This is a genomic window from Methylobacterium oryzae, assembly GCF_021398735.1.
Taxonomy (GTDB): domain Bacteria; phylum Pseudomonadota; class Alphaproteobacteria; order Rhizobiales; family Beijerinckiaceae; genus Methylobacterium.
Genome location: NZ_CP090349.1, coordinates 5,168,804 through 5,188,735, shown reverse-complemented (window position 1 = coordinate 5,188,735; position 19,932 = coordinate 5,168,804). Strand labels below are relative to the sequence as shown.

Genomic DNA, 19,932 nt, shown 5'->3' with positions numbered 1-19,932 from the left:
AGACGCTCGCTCGCCCCTGCGCAGCCGCTCCGCGCTCAGGCGCGGCCGTCGGTGACGCCGCCGACGAGATTGAGGCCGAGCAGGAAGTCCGACGCGAAATCCGTGCGGATGACCGGCTCGCGCGGGATCGCCTCGCGCAGGAGATCGCGCTCGGCGCGGCGCGCCGCGACCGCCTCCGCCACCGTGACGCGCCGGAACGACAGGCTCGCCCCGCCCCGGACCTGCGCCAGCCGCCCGAGATCCGGGCCGATCACCGTGGCGATCTTCGGGTAGCCGCCGGTGGATTGCCGGTCGGCCATCAGGATGATCGGCAGGCCGTTACCGGGCACCTGGATCGCCCCCATGGCGACGCCGTCCGAGACGATGTCGTGCCCCTTGGCGTGCCTCAGCGGCGTGCCGTCGACGAAGCAGGCCATCCGGTCGCCCCGCGGCGAGACCGTCCAGGGACCGGCCAGGAAGGCCTCGACCTGGTCGGGCGCGAAGTAGTCGTCCTGCGGGCCCAGCACGACCCGGATCTCCCGGCCGTCGCGCTCGAGCCAGGGCGCGACGAGCCGCTGCGGCGGCCCGTCCGGGGTTCGGCCCTCGGCGACGGGGAGGCGGTCGCCCGCGGCGAGGCCGCGCCCGTCGAGGCCGCCGAGCCCCGAGCGGGTATGGGTCGCCGCCGAGCCGAGGACCGGCGCCACGTCGACCCGCCCGGCGACCGCGAGGTAGCCCCAGGCGCCGGCATCGCCGGCCCGCACGACGAGGGTCTGGCCGGGCTCCAGGGCGAGCGCGACCGTGTCGGGCAGGGGCACGCCGTCCAGCGCGACGCGGAAGCCCGGCGCCAGCAGGGCGAGCCCGACGGCGCCGTCCTGCGCCGAGACGGTGATGCCGCCCGTGGAGATCTCGATGGCGGTGGCGTCGAGGGCGTTCGACGCCGCCCGGTTGGCCGCGGCGTGCATCAGCGGGTCCATCGGGCCCGCGGCCGTGATGCCGTAGCGCAGGTAGCCGTGCCGGCCCCCGTCCTGCAGGGTGATGCCGGGCCCGGCGGAGTCGATGACGAGGGCGGGCATCAGCGCGCCTCCCCGCGGCGGGCCACCGGCTCGCCCGCCGCCTCGCGCGCCGTGAGGGCGTCGAAGGTCGCGGCATCCACGGGCTCGAAGCGGATCAGGTCGCCGGCGCCGACGAAGAAGCTCGGGTCGCGCTCCGGCGCGTAGAGGCGGGACGGCGTCGCGCCGATCACGTACCAGCCGGTCGGCATCGGCACGGTCGCCACCGCGGCCAGGCCGCCGCCGATCATGATGGCGTTGCGCGGGTGCGGCGGCCGCGGGCTCGCCCGCCGGGGCACTGCCAGGGGCTGCGGCAGGCCGCCGAGATACGCGAAGCCCGGCGCGAAGCCGTACATGTAGACTCGGAACGTCGTGGCCGCGTGGGTCGACACCACAGTCTCCGGGCTCAGGCCGCTCCGCTCGGCGACCTGCGCGACGTCCTCCCCGTGGGGCGCGTCGTAGCAGCAGGGCAGCGTCCAGAGTATCGGGCTCGCCGCGCGCGCGGTCGCGCCGGCGACCAGCCCCCGGACCCGCTCGGCGAGCGTCCCGCGGTCGAGCACCAGCGGATCGTAGTGCAGCATCAGGGATCGGTAGGTCGGCACGCGCTCGCGCAGCCCCTCGGGCGGGTCCGCCCCGAGTGCGTCGTCGAGGGCCAGGACCCGGTCGCTGATCGCCGGGTCGACGGTGCTGCCGAACTCGACCACGAGGGCCGCCTCGCCGGCGTCGAGGAGGCGGGGCTCGTCCAGCGCCGCGCTCACGGCCGGAACGGCGCCAGCGTGACGCCCGCGCCCTCCAGCCGGGTCCGCACCGCCCGCGCCGTGGCGACGGCGTGGTCCGAATCGCCGTGGACGCAGATCGAGCGGATCGGCGTCGGCAGCGTTTGACCGTCGGCCGTGAGGATCGCGCCCGCCTCGACCATGCGCAGGACGCGGTCGGCCGCCTCGCCGGCATCGGTGATCATCGCGCCGGGCTCGCTGCGGGGGATCAGGAGGCCTGTCGGCGTGTAGCCGCGATCGGCGAAAATCTCCTGGTGAACGTCGAGGCCGCAGGCCTCGCCCGCCGGCACCTGGGCGGTCAGCGCGATGGCGAGCAGCGCGAGCTCCCGGTCCACCGCACGGACCGCGCGGGCGATGGCGTCGGCCACCGGCCGCTCCTCCGCGGCGACGTTGGCCAGCGCCCCGTGCGCCTTCACGTAGGTGATGCGGTGGCCGGCATAGGCGGCGAGCGCCTGCGCGGCGCCGATCTGGTAGGCGACGAGTCGCTCGATCTCGGCGGGGCTGTAGGGCATCCGCCGCCGCCCGAAGCCCCAGAGATCCGGGAAGCCCGGATGGGCGCCGACCGCCACGCCGCGCTCCTTCGCCAGCGCGAAGGTTCGGGCCATGATCTCGGGGTCGCCGGCGTGGAGGCCGCAGGCGACGTTGGCCGAGGTGACGATCCCGAGGATCGCCGCGTCGTCGCCGCAGGCGTAGGCGCCGTAGCCCTCGCCGAGGTCGGAATTCAGGTCCACGCTGGTCATCGCCGCCGCTCCGCGTGCCGATCGGGTCTCATAGGGCCGCAACGGGTTCCGGCTCGGCCGGATCCGCGCTGCGAGAATCGAGCGCGCGGCCCGCCGTCTCCGGCAAGAGAAGCGCCGCGACGATCACGAGGCAATAGGCGCCCGCCGCCACGACGCCGATGGCGATGCCGAGTGTCAGCGAGCCGCTGAGGTGGCCCACCACGGCGGGGCAGATCGCGCCGGTGGCGCGGCCGAAATTGTAGCAGAAGCCCTGCGCGGAGCCGCGGATCCGGCTCGGGAACAGCTCGCTCAGGAAGGCGCCCATCCCGGAGAAGACGCCGGAGAGGAAGAAGCCCAGAGGGAAGCCCAGCACCAGCATCACCGGGTCGGTGATCGGGATCAGCGTGTAGGCGAGGACGAGGACGCCGGCGCAGAAGCCGAACAGGACGAAGCCCAGGCGGCGCCCGATGCGGTCGGAGAGCCAGGCGCTGGTCAGGTACCCGACGAACGACCCGAAGATCAGCATCAGCAGGTAGCCGCTGGTGTTCAGGACCGAGAGGTTGCGCTCGGTCTTCAGGTAGGTCGGGAGCCACGTGGTCACCGCGTAGTAGCCGCCCTGCATGCCGGTCGCCAGCAGGCTCGCCAGCACGGTCCGGCCGATCAGCGGCCGGGAGAAGATGTCGAGGAAGCTGCCGGTGTCGCCGACGTCCCGCATGGCGGCGCGGGTCTGCCGGTAGACTTCCGGGTCCTCGATGTTGCGGCGGATCCAGAAGATCAGCACCGAGGGGAGGGCGCCGAGCCAGAACAGGATCCGCCACGCCACCGCCGGCTCCGCCAGGGCGAACACGGCCCAGAAGGCGATCGCCGCGCAGGCCCAGCCGACCGCCCAGCTCGACTGGACGAGCCCCACCGCCTTGCCGCGGTAGCGGGCCTGGATCGTCTCGGCGATCAGCACCGAGCCCACCGACCACTCGCCGCCGAAGCCGAAGCCCTGCAGCGCGCGGGTCACGAGCAGCTGCTCGTAGGACTGGGTGAAGCCGCTGAGCACCGTGAACAGGGTGAACCACGCGACGGTGCCCTGCAGGACGACGACCCGGCCGTAGCGGTCGGCCAGGATCCCGGCCGCCCAGCCGCCGATCGCCGACGTGACGAGCGCGGCGGTGGCGATGTTGCCGGCCTCGACCTTGGTCAGGCCCCAGACCACGACCAGGGTCGGGATCAGGAAGGTGTAGACCATGTAGTCGAACGCATCGACGCCGTAGCCCGCGAAGGCCGCGCCCAGGACCCGGCGCTCCGCCGGACTCGTGTCTCTCACCCACATGGCGCAACTCCTTTGCGGAATGGCCGCCGCGCGGCCGGGATGGTCACAGGAACGGCAGGTCGCGGTTGAGGAGGTCGGTGATCAGCATGTGACCGGGCGCGTGGGTGATGCAGAGCGGCAGCCGCGCCGCCATCGCCACGGCCTGCGGGGTGACCCCGCAGGCCCAGAAGACCGGGAGCTCGTCGGGCTCGATCGGCACAGGGTCGCCGAAATCCGGTCGCGCGAGGTCGCGGATGCCGATCAGGCCCGGATCTCCGAGATGGATCGGCGCCCCGTGGACCGCCGGCATCCGGGCCGTCACCTGCACGGCCTTGATGGCGTCCGCCGCCTTCATGGGCCGCATGGAGACGACGAGCGGACCGTGGAACGGGCCCGACGGCTGGGTGGCGATGGAGGTCCGGTACATCGCGACGTTGCGGCCGAGGGCGATGTGCCGGAGCGGGATGCCCGCCTCGATCAGGCCGGCCTCGAACGAGAAGGAGCAGCCGAGGACGAAGGTGACGAGGTCGTCCCGCCACACGCCGGTCAGGTCGGGCAGCTCGGCCACGAGCGCGCCGCCCTCGTAGACGCGGTAGCCGGGGACGTCTGTGGCGAGGTCGAGATCGATCCCCAGCGTCGGCAGTGCGCGGTCGCCGGGCCGCGAGACGCCGAGGATCGGGCAGGGCTTCGGGTTCTGCTGGCAGAAGCGGTGGAAATCCTCCGCCATGGCCCGCGGCAGGATCATCAGGTTGCCCTGCGCGTGGGCGGGGACGAGACCCGAGGTGTGGCCCCGGAACCGACCCGCGCGGATCGCGCGCCGCGCGTCCGCCGCGTCGGCGAAGACAGGTGGCGCGCCGTCGGCGCCCGCGTGCTGGCTCACCGCGTTGATCTCCCTGGCTGGTCGTCGCGCGCCGGCGCGGCCGCGTCGGCCGTCCGTATTCCGCGAGATCCCGATCGCTTCAGCGATTCATTTCCTGCGGCAACGATCCCATCGCGCCGCGGAGCAGGCCAATCGTGATTGCGAATGGGGCGCGATAAACCGGACTTATCGGCCGGCGGCCCAGGTCTCGGCGGCCCAGGTCCCGGCGGCCCAGGTCTCGGCGACGTCCTGGGCGAGGCGGGCCGCGTCCGCCACGAAGTGATGGGCCGGCCGCTTGGTGTGCATCGCCGTGAAGGTCAGGTCCGAGAGCTGCGGCTCGGCTGGCAGGACGCGCAGGGTGCCGGCACGCAGTTCGGCTTCGACCACGGCCGGGGGGATCACGCAGATCCCGAGGCCCTCGACGCCCATCTTCACGATGGTGGCCAGGGAGGCGCTCGTGTGGATCTGGCTCGGCAGGAGGTTCTCCTGGAGGACGAGGTCGCGCAGCTCGACGTAGGGGCTGGTGTTGCGCGGGTAGGTGATGAGCGGGTGGTGCAGCAGCGCGCCGAGGCTCAGGGGCTCGTCGTCCGGCAGCAGGCCGGGCGCGGCGATCCAGGCGACGGGGGTGCTGAACAGGGGCCGGTTGGCGAAGCTCGGCAGGGTGATCGGCCCGACGAGGAGGGCGAGGTCGATCTCGTCGGCGACCAGGGCGGCCTGCATGTTCGGCGAGATGTCGACCGTGATGTCGACGCCGATCCCGGGATGGGTGGCGCGCATCCGCTCGATGAAGCGCGACAACCACAGGTGCACGATCGTCTCGGACACGCCGAGCCGCAGGGTGCCCCGCGTCCGGCCGGTCTCGTGCAGGGCCGCGCTCATCTCGGACTGGAGCGCCAGGAACCGCTCCGCGAAGCCGAGGAGCAGGCGTCCCCGCTCCGTCAGCGCGACGTCCCGGCTGCGGCGCTCGAACAGCGTCCCGTACTCGTGCTCCAGGGCCGCGATGCGCTGGGAGACCGCCGGCTGCGTGGTGTTCACCTTCTCACTGGCGCGGCGAAAGCTCGAGAGTTTCGCGACCCAGTAGAACACCTCCAAGCTGCGGAAATCCGCCATCCCGCGATCGTCCCGCCTCGCCGTCGTGCTCGGTCATATCGCGCCCCGATGCGCGCGAGCGCAAGCGCGCGGCCGCCGCTCGCCGCTAGAGGTTCGACACGCTCGTGGCCGGACGGGCCGGGCGCATGTGCGCGAGCAGCAGGCGCGCTTCCGCGACGAGGGGATGGTCCAGGTACCAGAGGCCGCAGGCCCAGCCGGCGATCCCGGCGGCGATCGCGGCCGCGAGGCTCGGGAGCGGCGTCTCGGCCGACCATCCCCAGGCCGACATCACCAGGACGGCGGGCGCGACGGCGATGCCGGTCAGGACGGCGGCGTGGAGGTAGATGGGGGCGTAGTCGCGCCGGAACGTGTCGGTCATCCGCTCGAGATGCGGCCGGTAGAGGCCGACGGCCAGGAACGCCTCGCCGATCCGCGCCGCGCCCGCGCCGCCGAGGCCGAACAGGCAGCCGATGCTGAACATCACGAGGCCGGCGCCGTGGCGCAGGAACTCGAACCGCGCCTGCAGGGCGGTCTGGTCCCGGATCAGGAACACCTCCCAGGTCATGCTGAGCGAGGTCAGGACGATCGCCGCCAGGGACAGCAGGCAGAAGGGCAGCGCCGCGCCCTCCCAGCCCGGCCCGAGCAGGACGCGCATGATCGGCCCGGCCAGGACGGCCGCGCCCGCGAAGGCCGGCCAGAGCAGCACGGTGATCATCCGCAGCGTGTGGAGGTAGCAGGTGCGCAGGGACTGCCCGTTCCGCTGCTGGTTCGCGAGGTCCACGAAGGTGATGCGCGTGATCACCACGTGCAGGTGGTCCCACATCAGGGTGTTGAGGCTCGCCGCGCGGGAGTACAGGCCGAGGGCGCTGAGCCCGAGCATCCGCCCGAGGACGAGGTCGCCCATCCGGCCGGCGATTCCCGCGACGCCCGCGATGGCGAAGAGCCGGCCGCCGTAGGTCAGGATCTCGCGCCAGCCCGCGAGGCCCATGCGCAGCGACACGTAGCGCAGGCCGAGGCCGTTCGCAGCCAGCGCCGCCGCGACGGCGCCCGCGGCCTGCCCGTAGGCCTGGCTCATGTAGCTGAAGCCGAGGAGCGCCAGCGCCAGCATCGCGCCGCTGGCGACGAGACCGCGCAGCATGTTGACGAGGGCCACGCCGCGGAAATTGCCGTGCCGCTCGATCATGGCGGCCGGGCGGAACTCCAGCGCGCCGACCAGCGGCACGACTGCGAGGATGGCCAGGGCGCGCTGGACCTCCGGCTCGCCCAGGAGGACGCTGCCGAATACGCTGAAGGCCAGGATCAGGATCGCCGCCGCGCCCGACAGGATCAGGTTCACCGTGAACACGCTCGCCAGCAGGGCCCCGTCCACCCGGTCCGCCCGGACGATGTAGCTCGACAGGCCGCAGGAGCGCAGCGTGGACAGCAGGCCCGCGATCGCGGCGGCGAGGCTGAAGATGCCGGTCTCGTGGGGCGTCAGCAGCCGCGCGAGGGCCAGCGAGGTGCCGAACTGTGCCAGGAACAACCCGCCCTGGCAGAATCCCATCCAGGCCAGGCTCCGGCGCTTCGAGAACGCGGGCGGCGCCGTCGCTTCCGGCCCCTCTCGGAGTTCTGCCATGGGATCCTTCGGACGCGACAGGGTGGCGGCGGCGCTGGCGGCGGCCAGGGCGCAATCGATCGGGACGGCTTAACAGTGCCCGGTGCACCGCGGCAGCTGGCCAATCGGAGGACCGTGCCCACGCCCGATGGCCGAGGTCAGGTCGGGCCGCCGTGCAGATCAGGCGCTGCAGAGAGGCCCGAGAACTCGCCCGCTCCCGAGTCCGGGAATCCGATTTGACTGTATCGGACGCACATATCCGTGTTTTGCCCGCGTCATGAACCAGCACGTAATATATTCATCTTACCGAACGCACTTCGAGCCCCGTTCACGCTGGCAGCATCGTATGCCGAGGCCGAACGAAGATATCCAAATGTGCAAGCGGCGCGCGGCACGGTCGGGATGATCCGATGTTTCGGCCGAAGACCTCGCGGAACAACTTGAAGGTCCGGTCGAAAGGCTAAACGGGTCGCATTCCGTCACGGCGTGCGCGTGCCCTATTCCGCGTTATCGTCGATGGAACAGTAAATCTCCGCAAGATTTTCCCGGCTTGACGGGTCGGTGGGATCGAATACCCGAGATCATCGTCCGATGCCGGCGCGGATCCGGACTTTTCTATAGCCCGTCAGAGGATCCAAGCGGCCGTCGCTGTGCGTCGAGGACGCCGGATATTGCGCCGCCACAACTGCACGACATTCGGTTCCGCATCCAAAAGGCGTAGCCGCCCCTACGGCGCACGGATCGAGAAAGTGCAATAACATTACTATACATTGTCTGTGACTCGTTTTAGAAGGTCGCAATTCTGGCAGTATTTATGGAATAATGCCAAATGAAAATCAGCTTCACCGTATGTACTCGCAACCGTGTAGCGTCCCTTATGCAGACGCTCGACTCGGTGGTCCGCGCGATCGAGGCCGCGCCCGAAGCTGAGGCCGAGATCATCGTCGTCGATAACGGGTCCGAGGACGGCACGGACGCGGCGTTGAAGCGCTGGTCCGCGTCAATCTCGATCGATCGACGCGACGTTCTGCTCCTCACGCAGGCGCGCCCAGGTGTCGCCGGGTCTCGGAACGCCGCGATCGCGCGCGCGTCCGGAGACATCATCGCGTTCATCGACGACGATTGCGTCGTGTCGGACCAGTATCTGCGAGATCTGATCGCGCACTATGCCGGCGACACGGAAAGCGTCATCCGCGGTGGCCGCGTCGAGCTGGGATCTACCCAGGACATCGACTTCACCACGAAGACCGAGGCCCTGGCCAGCCGGCTGACGTACCCGGCTCATCCCGGCGGCTTCGTCCACGGCTGCAACATGACCTGCAGCCGGGCCGTCATCGAGCGGATCGGCGGGTTCGACGCGGCGTTCGGCCCCGGGGCGACGTTCCGCGCGGCGGAGGACACGGACTTCATCTACCGCGGCTGGGCGGCCGGCGTGGCGGTCGAGTACGTGCCCGACATGAGCGTCAAGCATTTCCACGGGCGCCGGGACCCGCGCACGATCGACCGGCTGCACTGGAACTACCAGTTCGGCAACGGCGCGCTCTACGCCAAGCACATCGGCCGCAGCCCGTGGCTGATCAAGCACCTGTACTGGTCCGCCCGCAACGCCGCCCGCGAACTGGTCGGGGGCCCGTGCTTCGACGCGCAGCTCGGCCTGACGTGGCGCGCCATCGTGACCGCCAATCTGAGCGGCGTCCTGGCCTTCGCCTGGCACAGCGCGCGGACGCTGCTGACGCGCCCGCCCGCCCGGGCCTAGGGGGCGGAACGCGCCGGCGGGAGGCGCGGGAGTGCCGCCCGCTCAGCGGGCCGGCGCGCCGCCGGGCCGCGCGAGGCGCGTCCGGCCGAGCATCCGGAGCGTGACGCGCCGCCCGAGCTTCATCGCCGGGTAGAGAAGCCGCGCGCGTCCGGGGCTGCGCAGCAGCCGCGCCAGGAGCCGGCTCGCCGCGCCCCGGTCGTCGCTGAGGCGCGACAGCAGGACGAGGGCGTCCGCGCCGTAATAGAGGTCCGGGCCGTGCCGGACGACCATGCCCTCGTCGAGGTCGTACCCGCGCCGCGCGATCTCGTCGACCAGGGGACCCCCGCTCCGGGCGTCCACCAGGGCGACGGTGCCGACCGACCGGCGCAGGGCCATGAGGTGCACGTAGTTGGAGCAGAACGGGCATTCGCCGTCGTAGACCACCGTCAGGGCGGCCTCGGTCGAGGGGGCGGTCATGGCGTCAGGTCGATCCTGTGCTCGGCTTCGGACACCACGCGGCGGACGGGGACGCCGTCCTGCAGGCTGAAGCAGACGGATTCGCGCCGGTACACGTAGGCGACGATGTCGGCCATGGCGAGGGTGTCGAAGCCGGCGGCGTACTGGAGCGGGACGAAGAAGTGGTGCGGATAGACCGCGTAGGGGAACAGGCCCGTCCTGTCGCGGATCGCGCTGACGAGGCGGTGGTAGCCCCGGACGTAGGCGTCCAGCGCCGGACCGTCGATCTCCGACTTCGAGTATTCCTGACCCAGGCCGTCCGGTGCGGTCAGGACGGGAACGTCGCAGGTCGTCGAGGCCGTGACCTTGCGGAAGACCTGCGTGCCGCCGTTCGGGTTGTCGAGGGCGAAGGCGTTCGCCGCGTCGGGCGCGCCGTAGGCCATGTGGGCGAACGGGTAGGAGTAGAAGGTGAAGAAGTTGGTCGGCACGTAGTGCCGCTGGCCGGTCCGGTCGACCGCCTCGAAGTACATCTTGTTGTTGGCCAGGGTGTCGTACCAGCCGAGCCAGGCCTGGGTCATGAACGTGTTGCCGGTCAGGATGAACAGCACCGACAGGATCCCGACCGAGACCGGGGGCCGCTCGTAGTGCCGGCTCACGACGACGGCCGCGATGGCGAGGTTCAGCATGATCCAGGGGGCGAAGTTGGCGCCCATGAGCACGATGATCGACAGGTGCATCACGTCGAAGCCGAGGAGCAGCAGCAGCAGCCAGCGGCGCGGCATGAGGATCCCCACCAGGGCGATGCCCTGACCGACCAGGATGAGCGTGTTGGTCAGCGCGCTCGAATGGCTCAGGATCGTGCGCATCGCCTCCACCAGCACGGGCCAGCCGGCGTAGGGGACGTGGTTGTTGTCGAGGCCGACGATGAAGATCTTGCCGGGATCGTTGTTCAGCAGCCAGGAGAACGGCCCGTCGTCGAGCGTGACCTTGGCCAGGAATGACGAATAGTAGTTGCCGAGGTGGATGCTGATCGCCGCCGCGATCAGCACTTTCGAGAACATCGCGCTGGCCGACGCGACGTCCGACCGCGCCGCGGCGCCGAGCCCGCGCCAGTCGCGCAGACGCGCCGTCCCGTGGGCGATCAGCAGGCCCGCGACGAGGCAGAAGCTCACCTCCGCGAGCGGCACCACGTCGATGATGTGCCCGTGCCAGAGGCCGGTCACCCGGATGACCGCCTGCTTGCTCCAGACCAGGTAGGTGGCGCTGATCAGGGCGAGCGAGGGCCAGCGCAGGCAGAGCACGCCGCCGGCCACAGCCGCGACCCACAGCGCCGCGATGGCCGTGACGGCGACGGTCGCCTTCGCCCCGGGCAGAATGACGGGGAAGAGCGGGTAGTGGATCAGCGCGTAGCCGCCCGCGATCACGCCGATCATCTGCAGCAGCCGGACCGACGCGAGATCGGCGGCGGCGAAGCGCACCCGCGTCATCGCGAGGGCCAGCGCCACGGGCAGCACCACGCCGTAGTAGTTGTTGATCGCCGTGACGCCGTGCGAGATCTTCAGCAGGACCAGCAGGGCGCCGATCTGCGCGAGCAGGATCAGGTAGTAGCGCGCCCGCTCCGCCACTGGTCGCACGAGGCGTCGCAGGGCGGTGTCGAGGGCCTTGTCCGGGCCGGTGATCGGGAGCGTGCTGCTCATCGTCTGTCTTCCGCCGCGCTGGTGCGACCGCCGCTGCGCGCAGCGACGGCCTCTCATCCTCAAGGGCCCGCTTTGACGGGGCGGCCAGCGGCCGAACGGGGTCCGCCGTCATGCGGGCGTCTCGAGGAGGACCCGCCGCGGACCTGTCCTGCCGCCCCGGGTTCCTGCCTCGCCGGAGAGCTTGGCACTTCACGGGGGTGTGAGAGGCTGCAAAGAGGGCGATCGCCCCTACGCCTTTCGGCTACCCCGACCGTCCCGGCCCCCGGGCTCTACCCGCCGCTGCGCGCGGTGGGACGGGCGTCAGCGCGGCGCCTGTCCCGCCAGCGGTGAGGTCTCGTCGACGAATGTCAGCTTGGCGGCGACCCGTTCCGCCAGGACCCGGCGGCGCGCGGCGAAGAGGGGCTTGAGGATCGGGTTGCCTTTCAGGAAGGCCGCGATCCTGGAGCGGGACGTGAAGATGGTCGATTCGAAAGGTTTCCGCGAGACGGCGTTCGGGACGAGCGCGCGACCGCATGTCAGAGCGCCGCGCTCGAAGAAGTAGGCCCAGTTGTCCGACGTCACCGCGACCGGGCGGTTGGCCCGCAGGATCCCCTCGGCCGCCGACCGGGTGATCACGTAGGCTGCGGCCGTGCCGAGGCTGCTCATGTCCATGGGCAGGCACAACCGGTATTCGCCGATGGTGACGGTGTCGACTGAGCTGAACGGCCCGACCGTCTCGGCCCAATTGAAGAGCAGGACGACGTCGCCCGGCCGCAGGGCGGCCTCGATGCCGGCCACGATCTGATGGATCTGCGGCGGCAGAACGACGTCATCCTCGACGATGAGCGCGTGCGGCAGGTCGAGCGCGATCATCCGCTCGTAGGCGCTCATGTGGGACAGCGCGCACCCGATCTGACCGGCCGTCAGGTCGGGTTGGAACGGGGCGTTCGGATCCGGGACCGGGCCTTCATAGCCGGTGATCTCGCAGCGCGGCCCCCACACCTCGGCGAGGTGCCGGGATAGGTAGGCGTGCCGTTCGCGGAACCGGGGCAGGGAGATCCCGAAGCAGTACATCGTAGTCACCTCTGATGGGGCCCGTCGGGCCGGCCGCGTTCGGCGGCCGTGATCCTTCCCGACCGCGTCCTCCGGCTCTGGCCGTCCGGATCTGCGCCGGGGTCCGGACGGCGCTCCGGCCTGCGAGCTCAATCGCGGGCGGCCGGGTCGCTCCCGTCGACGGTCGGCGACCGCACCACCGGCAGGATCGCCGCCAGCAGGAGTTGGTGGAGACCGTGATTGACGAAGAGCGGGCACTCGAAACAGACCAGGACGAAGAGCTGGCTCATGAACAGGATCGGCCACGCCTCGACGTAGCCGGAGGAGCGCGCGAAATGGGCGATCACCCGGCGCGCGGTGTCGAGCAGCGCGGCCGTGAAGAGGACCAGGCCGACGATCCCGAACGCTACGGCCGTGTCGATGAAATTGTTGTGGAAGAACCACAGCTTCTGCTTCGTGACGAAGTGCAGGTAGGCGGCCGTGGTGAGCGGGCTCTCCCAGTAGGCCTTGTAGCCGATGCCGATGAGCGGCTCCCGCCAGAACTGGTCGAGGCCGAACTGCCAGAGGATGGTGCGGCCGGTCAGCGTGGTGTCCTTGCCGAGATCCGACAGCACGCTCGCCGAGATGTCGGCGCCCCGCGCGGCGACGACGAGGATCCCGACGCCCGCCAGGGCGATGGCGATGCCGAGGCAGAAGCCCGTCACGTGCTTTCCCTGGCGCCACGCGAAGATCGCGGCAAGCGGCAACAGCCCCGCGGCGGCCGCTACCAGGGCGGTGGCCGAGTGCGTCGACACGAGGAGCGCCAGGGCCAGGCAGAATCCGAACGCGGTCAGGAGACGGTTCCAGCCCTGCAGGAACAGGCAGGCCGCGCAGAGGATCTGGAGGCTCGACAGGGATCCGAGGACGTTCTTGTGCGAGTAGATCCCGGCCCAGTTGCCGTCCGTCCCGCGCGTCAGGGCGGGCGCCGCCACCGTGAGAAAGGCCGACAGGAGCTGTCCCGCCAGGAGGCCCAGGAAGACGATCCTGACGAGGCGGGACAGGCCCATCGTCGTCCGCAGGGTGATGCCGGCCACGATCGTCGCGAGCAGCTGGAGCCCGTGATAGGCCGAGAGGCCGGGCGTGAGGGACCACAGGGCGGACGCGATCGCGAGGAGCGGCCAGCTGAGCAGCAGCAGACGGCTGCCGAACAGGGTGGCGGCGAGGTCGCGGCGCATGACCAGGAACGCGAAAGCGATCAGGTCGCTGCCGATCCAGATCGCCTTGTCGACGCCCGGCAGCTTGATCTGCTCGCCGACCACCGGGGCGAAGAGGAACAGGACGATCCACGCGGCGGCGGCCACGCCGAGCCGCGGCATGGCCTCGGCCCCGCCATCGCCCGGTGCGCCCGAATGGGCCCAGCGGTGATCCGTTCCGTACGGCCCGCCCGGCGACCAAGCGAGACCGCCGGCAGGACCGTGTCCGAGGCCCGTCAAGTGTCGTGGAAACGCCATCGCTCGATCTCAGACGCCCCGGGTGAGGCGGTGTCCCATCCGCCCCGCGGCCTGACACCGCTCGAGGCTGCCGCGGACACGCCCCCTCGCGAGTCGACGCTATCCCGGGCATCCCGGACTCAAGAACTCGACCAAACGAGGTAGCGGCGGCGCGGCGCTCGGTGACGACCGGATCGATGCGCGGTCCCGCCGGGCCGATGAAACAGCTCGGCCGGGCCTCGTGGGATAAGATGCCGCACCGAAGATCGGCCGCCGCGACGTGAGCGGCCCGGAATCTTCGGCACCAATGTCTGAATTCATACATTTCTCCACGTTGAGGGCACCGAAATCCGGTGTGCGGCCCGCTCTCAATCGAAGATCTGGGCAGTCGCGACGGAACTCACGGGACGATTAGGCACTTGGGAGATCGATAAATCCTGGAGGAGCGTTTGATGAAGGTCTCTCATCTGGCCGGCGCGGTTGCGCTTCTGGCCCTCGCTGCCGGGCCCGCCCTCGCGGCCCCGTGCAACACCGGAACCACGAAGTCGAACAGCCCCGATCAGCAGGCATCGAATCCCAAGAGCTCCGACGTCGACAAGTCGAGCAAGAATCTCGCTGGCGGCAACCAGCCCGCGTCGCCCGGCACGGTCGGTGCCATGAACAACGTGGGAGCCAACCAGACCGCCGACCGTCAGGCGCAGACGGACGCCGGCTCCAAGTCGAACTCGACCGATCCGGCCGCCGCGAACCTGGCCGGCGGCAACCAGCCCGCGTCGCCCGGCACGGTCGGCGCCATGAACAAGGCCGCCGCCGATCGGCAGACCGCCCCGGTCTCCGGCAACGATTGCTGATCCGAACCGACATAATCCCAGCAGACCGGAAGCCCGCCTCGCACCGTCGAGGCGGGCTTTCGCGTTCCCGAGCACCCCCGAGGCCCGACCCACGACCGGAACCGAGCGTGACAGTTTGAGCTGGTCGAGTTCGGCTGTATTTGGCACCGAAACCGGGTAGATTCGGCAATCGGTTCGGGGGAGGAGAGCGACGTGCGTGGTCGCCGGGCGCTGCTGCTCATCGGAGGGGTCCTGCTCGCTGCGGCCGGTCTCGCGGTCACGCCGACGGGCGCGCGCCTCCGGGCCGATGCCGGCCCGATCGTCGCCGAGGTACGGGCGCGCGTCGCGGCGCTGATTCCCGAGCGGCGAGAGAACCTGTCGGCGGCGGCGCAGCTTCCCGCGCCGCGCACCGCCATCGAGGACGGCCGGACCCTGGTCCGGCTGACGCCGGCCGAGCGCGCCCGGATCGGTCTCGTCGCCGAGGCGCGTCCCGCCGTCCTGCACCCCCAGGAATTGACCGCCTACGGCAGCGTCCTCGACCTCGCCCGCATCACCGAGCTGACCAACAGCTACGCCGGCGCCGTGGCGGCGCTCCAGACGGCCCGCGCCCGGGTCGAGGTCTCGGCCAGCGCCGCCCGCCGGGCGCGGACCCTCGGCGCCGGCGTGGTGGCGGTGGCGCAGATCGAGACCGCCGAGGGCACGCTCCTGACCGATCAGGCGTCGGTCACGGTGGCGGAATCGCAGTTGCGCACCTTCGCGGCGACGGCGCGCCAGGAATGGGGGCCGGTGCTCGGAAAGGCGATCATCGAGCGGTCGCCGCTGGTGACGCGCCTGATCGAGCGGGCCGATTTCCTCATGCAGGTGACGTTGCCGCCGGGGGAGACCCTGCCGCAGGCGCCCAAGGCCGCTTTCGCCGAGGTGCCGCCGCAGAGCGAGCGGGTCGCTCTCCGGCTGGTCTCGCCGGCGACGCGGACCGATCCGCGGATCCAGGGGCAGAGCTTCTTCTATCTCGTCTCCGGCGACAGCGGTCTCCTGCCCGGGACCAGCACGATGGCGTTCCTGCCGGCGCCGCGCGCGGTGAAGGGCGTCCTCGTGCCGGAGGACGCCGTCGTCCACGGCGAGGGTGGCACCTGGGTGTATCGCGGGACCGGCGACGGCGCCTTCGTGCGTCACCCGGTGCGGCCGGACGCGCCGATGTCGGCCGACGCCTTCGTGGTCGAGGATCTGGCGGATGGCAGCGAGATCGTGCTGCGGGGCGCGCAGGCGCTCCTGTCCGAGGAGATGAAGAGCCGCATCCGCGTCGTGGGCGACGACGATGATTGAGCCGCCCGCTGCCGCCGGTCGCGGCGGTCCGCAGGCGGCCCTCGTCGGTTTCGCCGTCCGGCTGCCCAGGGTGGTCCTGGCCCTCGCCTGCGCCGTCCTCGTCTTCGGGCTCTACGCCCTCTCGGGGGCGCGCTACGACGTGTTCCCGGAATTCGCGCCGCCGACCGTGACCATCCAGACCGAGGCGCCGGGCCTCGATTCGGAGCAGGTCGAGGTGCTGGTCACGCAGCCCGTGGAGGTGTCGGTCGGCGGCCTGCCGGGCCTGGAGACCCTGCGCTCCACCTCGATCCAGGGCCTGTCGGTGATCACCGCCGCGTTCCGGTCCGGCAGCGACGTCGACCGCATCCGCCAGCGGGTCAACGAGCGCCTGGCGGCGCTCGCCGGCCGCATGCCGGCCGGCGTGGCGGCGCCCGCCATGACCCCGTTGACCTCCTCGACGCTGACCGTGCTCCTCGTGGGTCTCACCTCCGAGACCCGCGACGCCATGGATCTGCGCCAGGTCGCGGAGTGGACCGTGCGGCGGCGGCTCCAGGCGGTGCCCGGCATCGCCCAGGTCTCGATCTACGGCGGCGGCGTGCGCGCCCTGCAGATCCAGGTCCGCCCCGACGACCTGATCCGCTTCCAGATCGGCCTCAACGACGTCCTCACGGCCGCCCGGAAGGGGACCGGCGTGCGCGGGGCGGGCTTCGTCGACACGCCGAACCAGCGCGTCCTGCTCCGGACCGAGGGGCAGTCGCTCACCCCGGAGGCGCTCGGGCAGATCGTGCTCCACAACGACGGCGGGGCGAGCGTGGTGCTCTCCGACGTGGCGACCGTCACGGCCGCGCCCGAGCCGGCGATCAGCGCGGCCCTCGTAGACGGCAGGCCCGGCGTGCTGCTGATGGTCGGCGCGCAGGTGGGCGTCGACACCCGCGCCGTGACCGCCCGCCTGGAGGCGGCCCTCGACGAGCTGCGCCCGGTCCTGAAGCGCGACGGCGTGAGCCTGCGGGCCGACCTGTTCCGGCCGGCGAACTTCGTGGACGTGGCCACCGGCAACGTGATCGAGGCGCTGGCGCTCGGCGGCGTGCTGGTGGTGGTCGTGCTCCTCGTCTTCCTCGCGGACTGGCGGGCGGCCCTGATCAGCGCCACGGCGATCCCGCTGTCGCTGATCGCCGCCGCCCTCGCCCTCCAGGCCTGGGGCGAGAGCCTCAACACGATGACCCTCGGCGGCCTCGCCCTCGCCATCGGCGAGGTCGTCGACGACGCGGTGATCGGCGTCGAGAACGTCGCGCGCCGGCTGCGGGAGTCGCGGGGCGGGCGCCGCGGCCTGCCGCGCGTGGTGCTCGCCGCGATGCTGGAGGTGCGGACCTCGGTCGCCTACGCGACCCTCGCGGTGATCCTGATGTTCCTGCCGGTCCTGGCGCTGACCGGCGTCGCCGGCCGCCTGTTCGGGCCGCTGGCGCTCGCCTACATCGCGGCCGTCGTCGCCTCGCTCCTCGTGGCGCTCACGGTCACGCCGGCCCTGGCGCTCCTGCTCCTCGGGGGCCGGATGGGGCGCGACTCCGGCGCCGCGCCGCCCGATCCGCCCGTGGTGCGCTGGAGCCGCGCCGCCTACCTGCGGCTGCTCGCCGGGATCGGGCGGGTGCCGCGGGTCGCCATGGCGGGCGCCCTGCTGGTCACCCTCGCGGGCGCCGCCGTCCTGCCGACCCTCGGCGCGGTGTTCCTCCCCGACCTGAAGGAGGGGCACATGATCCTGCACATGGTCGCCATCCCCGGCACCGCGCTGCAGGAATCGGAGCGGCTCGGGACGCTGATCACCGGCGACCTGAAGGAGATCCCCGGGGTGCGCGCCGTGGCGGCGCAGATCGGCCGGGCCGAGGCCGCCGAGGACACCGCCGGGCCGCACTACAGCGAGATCCACATCGACCTCGAGCCCGGGCTCGACGGCGCTGCCCAGCGCCGGGTCGAGGGCGCCATCCGGCAGCTGATCGCCGGCTTCCCGGGGGCCGCCTTCTCGCTCAAGACCTTCCTCACCGAGCGCATCGAGGAGACGGTCTCGGGCTTCACCGCGCCGGTCGTGGTCAACGTGGTCGGCAGCGACCTCGACCGGATCGAGGCGGCCGCCCGCTCGGTGGCGCAGGAACTCTCGGAGGTGAAGGGCGCCCGGGACGTCCAGCAGGCCTCGCCGGCCGGGCTGCCGCAGGTCACGGTGGCGCTGCGGCCGGTGGATCTGCGGCACTGGGGGCTCGACCCCGTGGAGGTGCTCGAGGCCGTGCGCACCGCCTACCAGGGCGACACGGTCGGCCAGACCTATCGCGGCAACGCCGTGTTCAACGTGCTGGTGATCCTCGACGCCCGCGTGCGGGACCGCCTCAGCGCGGTGGGCGACCTGCCCCTGCGGACGCCGGGCGGGCGCTACGTCCGGCTGTCGCAGGTCGCCGACGTCTACGAGAGCGCCGGCCGCTACCAGGTCCAGCATCTCGGCGCGCAGCGGGTGCAGGCGGTGACCGCCAACGTCGCCGACCGCGACGTCGCGGGCTTCGTGGCAGCGGCCAAGCGCAAGATCGCCCGCGAGGTGCGGCTGCCGGAAGGGGTCTACGTGACCTTCTCGGGGGCCGCCGAGGCGCAGGCGGCCGCCCGCCGCGACCTGCTGGTCCATGCCGGGATGGCCGGCTTCGGCATCGTGGTCCTGCTGGCGATCGTCACCGGCTCGGCGGCGAACCTGCTTCTCGTCCTCGTCAACCTGCCCTTCGCGTTCGTGGGCGGCGTCGCGGCCGTGGCGCTCACCGGCGGTGTGCTGTCGCTGGGCTCGATCGTCGGCTTCGTGACCCTGTCGGGCATCTCGCTGCGCAACAGCGTGATGCTGATCGCCCATTACGAGCAGATGGTCACCCGGGACGGGCGCGCCTGGGACGCCGCCACGGCGGCGGCGGGCGCCGCGGACCGGATGGTGCCGATCCTGATGACGTCCCTGGTGACGGGCCTCGGCCTGCTGCCGCTGGCGCTCGGGGCCGGGGAGCCCGGCCGCGAGATCGAGGGCCCGATGGCCCTCGTGATCCTCGGCGGCCTGATCACCTCGACGGTGCTGAACCTGCTGGTCCTGCCGGTGATGGCGCTGCGCTACGCCCGGTTCCGGCGCGCGGACCCCGCGGATCTGGAACTGACCGCGGTCGGGTCCTGAGGCCGCGGTTCGCCGGCGGCCCTACCACCAGCTCGCGCGGGTCTCGGGCGCGGGCGGCCGGCTGCTCGTCGCCGGGCGCAGGGAGTGGTCGAGGGCGGCGAGCACGCGGCGCACGGCCTCCTCGTAGGTCGCCGCCACCGGTTCGCGCGGCCGGGCGAGCGCGACTGGGACGGTCTCGTCGAGGCGCCCGGGCCGCGGGCGCATCACCACCACCCGGTCGGCCAGGGTGACGGCCTCCCCGACATCGTGCGTGACGATCAGGATCGTCGGCTTCGACTCGGCCCAGAGACCGAGGAGCTGGTCGTGCAGCCCCTTGCGGGTGAAGGCGTCGAGGGCCGAGAACGGCTCGTCGAGGAGCAGCACCCGCGGCCGCGCCACGAAGGCGCGGGCGATCGCCACGCGCTGCTGCTGCCCGCCGGACAGCTCCCGCGGCCAGCGACCGCCGTGCTCGGCGAGCCCGACGCGCTCTAGGGCGTGGGCGACGCGGGCGCGGCGCTCGGACCGGGACAGGTCGGCGAGGCCGAAGCCGACATTGCCGGCCACGTCGAGCCAGGGCAGCAGGCGCGGCTCCTGGAAGACGACGCCCACGCTCGGATGGGGTGCGCGGATCGTCTCGCCGTCGACCGCGACGGCGCCCGCGCTCGCGTGGTCGAGCCCCGCGATCAGCCGGAGCAGGGTCGTCTTCCCGCAGCCCGAGCCGCCGATCAGCGCGACGATCTCGCCCTGCTCGACCGACAGGTCGATGCCCGCGAGCGCCTGCGTGCCGTCCGCGTAGGTCTTGGAGAGGTCGTCGACGGTCAGCACGGGCGTCTCTCGGCGGGCGTGGCGTGGGGATCGCGGCGCGGGGCGGCCTCCCGGTCCGCGG

The 19,932-nt window shown here is 71.8% G+C and carries 16 protein-coding genes; 4 read left to right on the top strand and 12 right to left on the bottom strand.

Going from position 1 to position 19,932, the window contains the following annotated elements:
- Nucleotides 1-35: 35 nt before the first annotated feature.
- The 7 genes from LXM90_RS24795 to LXM90_RS24765 form a co-directional block, all read right to left on the bottom strand.
- Nucleotides 36-1,052 carry a biotin-dependent carboxyltransferase family protein gene (locus tag LXM90_RS24795; protein ID WP_020093065.1) on the bottom strand — a complete coding sequence of 339 codons (1,017 nt, stop codon included), beginning with the start codon at nt 1,050-1,052 and terminating at the stop codon, nt 36-38.
- On the bottom strand, nt 1,052-1,786 hold the full coding sequence (locus LXM90_RS24790; RefSeq protein ID WP_020093066.1) for a 5-oxoprolinase subunit B family protein: 735 nt from the start codon (nt 1,784-1,786) through the stop codon (nt 1,052-1,054). The genes LXM90_RS24795 and LXM90_RS24790 overlap by 1 nt, the downstream gene beginning before the upstream one ends.
- Nucleotides 1,783-2,544, bottom strand: a complete 762-nt coding sequence (locus tag LXM90_RS24785; RefSeq protein ID WP_020093067.1) for a 5-oxoprolinase subunit PxpA — start codon at nt 2,542-2,544, stop codon at nt 1,783-1,785. Before LXM90_RS24785 ends, LXM90_RS24790 begins: the two co-directional genes overlap by 4 nt.
- A 28-nt stretch (nt 2,545-2,572) precedes the next feature.
- The gene (locus LXM90_RS24780; protein WP_020093068.1) at nt 2,573-3,844 is read right to left on the bottom strand and encodes an MFS transporter; all 1,272 of its coding nucleotides are present in this window, start codon (nt 3,842-3,844) and stop codon (nt 2,573-2,575) included.
- A 43-nt stretch (nt 3,845-3,887) separates the two neighbouring features.
- On the bottom strand, nt 3,888-4,703 hold the full coding sequence (locus LXM90_RS24775; RefSeq protein WP_020093069.1) for a putative hydro-lyase: 816 nt from the start codon (nt 4,701-4,703) through the stop codon (nt 3,888-3,890).
- Between the two features lie 165 nt (nt 4,704-4,868).
- Complete coding sequence (locus tag LXM90_RS24770; RefSeq protein ID WP_020093070.1) at nt 4,869-5,792, bottom strand: LysR family transcriptional regulator; 924 nt, start codon at nt 5,790-5,792, stop codon at nt 4,869-4,871.
- An 85-nt stretch (nt 5,793-5,877) separates the two neighbouring features.
- Nucleotides 5,878-7,386 carry an oligosaccharide flippase family protein gene (locus tag LXM90_RS24765; RefSeq protein WP_042672444.1) on the bottom strand — a complete coding sequence of 503 codons (1,509 nt, stop codon included), beginning with the start codon at nt 7,384-7,386 and terminating at the stop codon, nt 5,878-5,880.
- Between the two features lie 808 nt (nt 7,387-8,194).
- Between LXM90_RS24765 and LXM90_RS24760 the strand changes: the two genes are divergently transcribed.
- Nucleotides 8,195-9,121, top strand: a complete 927-nt coding sequence (locus LXM90_RS24760; protein ID WP_026604916.1) for a glycosyltransferase family 2 protein — start codon at nt 8,195-8,197, stop codon at nt 9,119-9,121.
- A 42-nt stretch (nt 9,122-9,163) separates the two neighbouring features.
- On the opposite strand, the gene LXM90_RS24755 is transcribed toward LXM90_RS24760, so the two are convergent.
- The 4 genes from LXM90_RS24755 to LXM90_RS24740 all read right to left on the bottom strand — a co-directional run bounded on the left by LXM90_RS24755 (nt 9,164) and on the right by LXM90_RS24740 (nt 13,640).
- Nucleotides 9,164-9,577 (bottom strand): DCC1-like thiol-disulfide oxidoreductase family protein, encoded by a 414-nt coding sequence (locus LXM90_RS24755; RefSeq protein ID WP_020093073.1) that lies wholly within the window; start codon nt 9,575-9,577, stop codon nt 9,164-9,166.
- A complete protein-coding gene (locus LXM90_RS24750; protein ID WP_020093074.1) occupies nt 9,574-11,253 on the bottom strand; it encodes a hypothetical protein in 1,680 nt (559 codons plus the stop codon). The genes LXM90_RS24755 and LXM90_RS24750 overlap by 4 nt, the downstream gene beginning before the upstream one ends.
- Nucleotides 11,254-11,553: 300 nt before the next feature.
- Nucleotides 11,554-12,306, bottom strand: a complete 753-nt coding sequence (locus LXM90_RS24745; RefSeq protein WP_020093075.1) for a glycosyltransferase family 25 protein — start codon at nt 12,304-12,306, stop codon at nt 11,554-11,556.
- A 128-nt stretch (nt 12,307-12,434) separates the two neighbouring features.
- A complete protein-coding gene (locus LXM90_RS24740; protein ID WP_020093076.1) occupies nt 12,435-13,640 on the bottom strand; it encodes an O-antigen ligase family protein in 1,206 nt (401 codons plus the stop codon).
- Between the two features lie 566 nt (nt 13,641-14,206).
- Here LXM90_RS24740 and LXM90_RS24735 point away from each other — a divergent pair.
- The 3 genes from LXM90_RS24735 (at nt 14,207) to LXM90_RS24725 (ending at nt 19,067) form a co-directional block, all read left to right on the top strand.
- Nucleotides 14,207-14,605 carry a hypothetical protein gene (locus LXM90_RS24735; RefSeq protein ID WP_020093077.1) on the top strand — a complete coding sequence of 133 codons (399 nt, stop codon included), beginning with the start codon at nt 14,207-14,209 and terminating at the stop codon, nt 14,603-14,605.
- A gap of 192 nt (nt 14,606-14,797) precedes the next feature.
- Nucleotides 14,798-15,907: a multidrug transporter gene (locus tag LXM90_RS24730; protein WP_020093078.1), complete on the top strand. Its 1,110-nt coding sequence runs from the start codon at nt 14,798-14,800 to the stop codon at nt 15,905-15,907.
- Nucleotides 15,900-19,067 carry an efflux RND transporter permease subunit gene (locus tag LXM90_RS24725; protein WP_020093079.1) on the top strand — a complete coding sequence of 1,056 codons (3,168 nt, stop codon included), beginning with the start codon at nt 15,900-15,902 and terminating at the stop codon, nt 19,065-19,067. The genes LXM90_RS24730 and LXM90_RS24725 overlap by 8 nt, the downstream gene beginning before the upstream one ends.
- Before the next feature lie 21 nt (nt 19,068-19,088).
- Here LXM90_RS24725 and LXM90_RS24720 read toward each other — a convergent pair whose 3' ends face one another.
- Nucleotides 19,089-19,871, bottom strand: coding sequence for an ABC transporter ATP-binding protein (locus tag LXM90_RS24720; RefSeq protein WP_020093080.1), 783 nt, complete (start codon nt 19,869-19,871; stop codon nt 19,089-19,091).
- Nucleotides 19,872-19,932 lie beyond the last annotated feature (61 nt).

What these genes read in the sequence shown, in the direction of transcription:
- LXM90_RS24795 (WP_020093065.1), bottom strand. Translation starts at nt 1,052, where the DNA reads ATGCCCGCCCTCGTCATCGACTCCGCCGGGCCCGGCATCACCCTGCAG.
- LXM90_RS24785 (WP_020093067.1), bottom strand. Translation starts at nt 2,544, where the DNA reads ATGACCAGCGTGGACCTGAATTCCGACCTCGGCGAGGGCTACGGCGCC.
- LXM90_RS24780 (WP_020093068.1), bottom strand. Translation starts at nt 3,844, where the DNA reads ATGTGGGTGAGAGACACGAGTCCGGCGGAGCGCCGGGTCCTGGGCGCG.
- LXM90_RS24770 (WP_020093070.1), bottom strand. Translation starts at nt 5,792, where the DNA reads ATGGCGGATTTCCGCAGCTTGGAGGTGTTCTACTGGGTCGCGAAACTC.
- LXM90_RS24765 (WP_042672444.1), bottom strand. Translation starts at nt 7,386, where the DNA reads ATGGCAGAACTCCGAGAGGGGCCGGAAGCGACGGCGCCGCCCGCGTTC.
- LXM90_RS24760 (WP_026604916.1), top strand. Translation starts at nt 8,195, where the DNA reads ATGAAAATCAGCTTCACCGTATGTACTCGCAACCGTGTAGCGTCCCTT.
- LXM90_RS24755 (WP_020093073.1), bottom strand. Translation starts at nt 9,577, where the DNA reads ATGACCGCCCCCTCGACCGAGGCCGCCCTGACGGTGGTCTACGACGGC.
- LXM90_RS24750 (WP_020093074.1), bottom strand. Translation starts at nt 11,253, where the DNA reads ATGAGCAGCACGCTCCCGATCACCGGCCCGGACAAGGCCCTCGACACC.
- LXM90_RS24745 (WP_020093075.1), bottom strand. Translation starts at nt 12,306, where the DNA reads ATGTACTGCTTCGGGATCTCCCTGCCCCGGTTCCGCGAACGGCACGCC.
- LXM90_RS24740 (WP_020093076.1), bottom strand. Translation starts at nt 13,640, where the DNA reads ATGCCGCGGCTCGGCGTGGCCGCCGCCGCGTGGATCGTCCTGTTCCTC.
- LXM90_RS24735 (WP_020093077.1), top strand. Translation starts at nt 14,207, where the DNA reads ATGAAGGTCTCTCATCTGGCCGGCGCGGTTGCGCTTCTGGCCCTCGCT.
- LXM90_RS24725 (WP_020093079.1), top strand. Translation starts at nt 15,900, where the DNA reads ATGATTGAGCCGCCCGCTGCCGCCGGTCGCGGCGGTCCGCAGGCGGCC.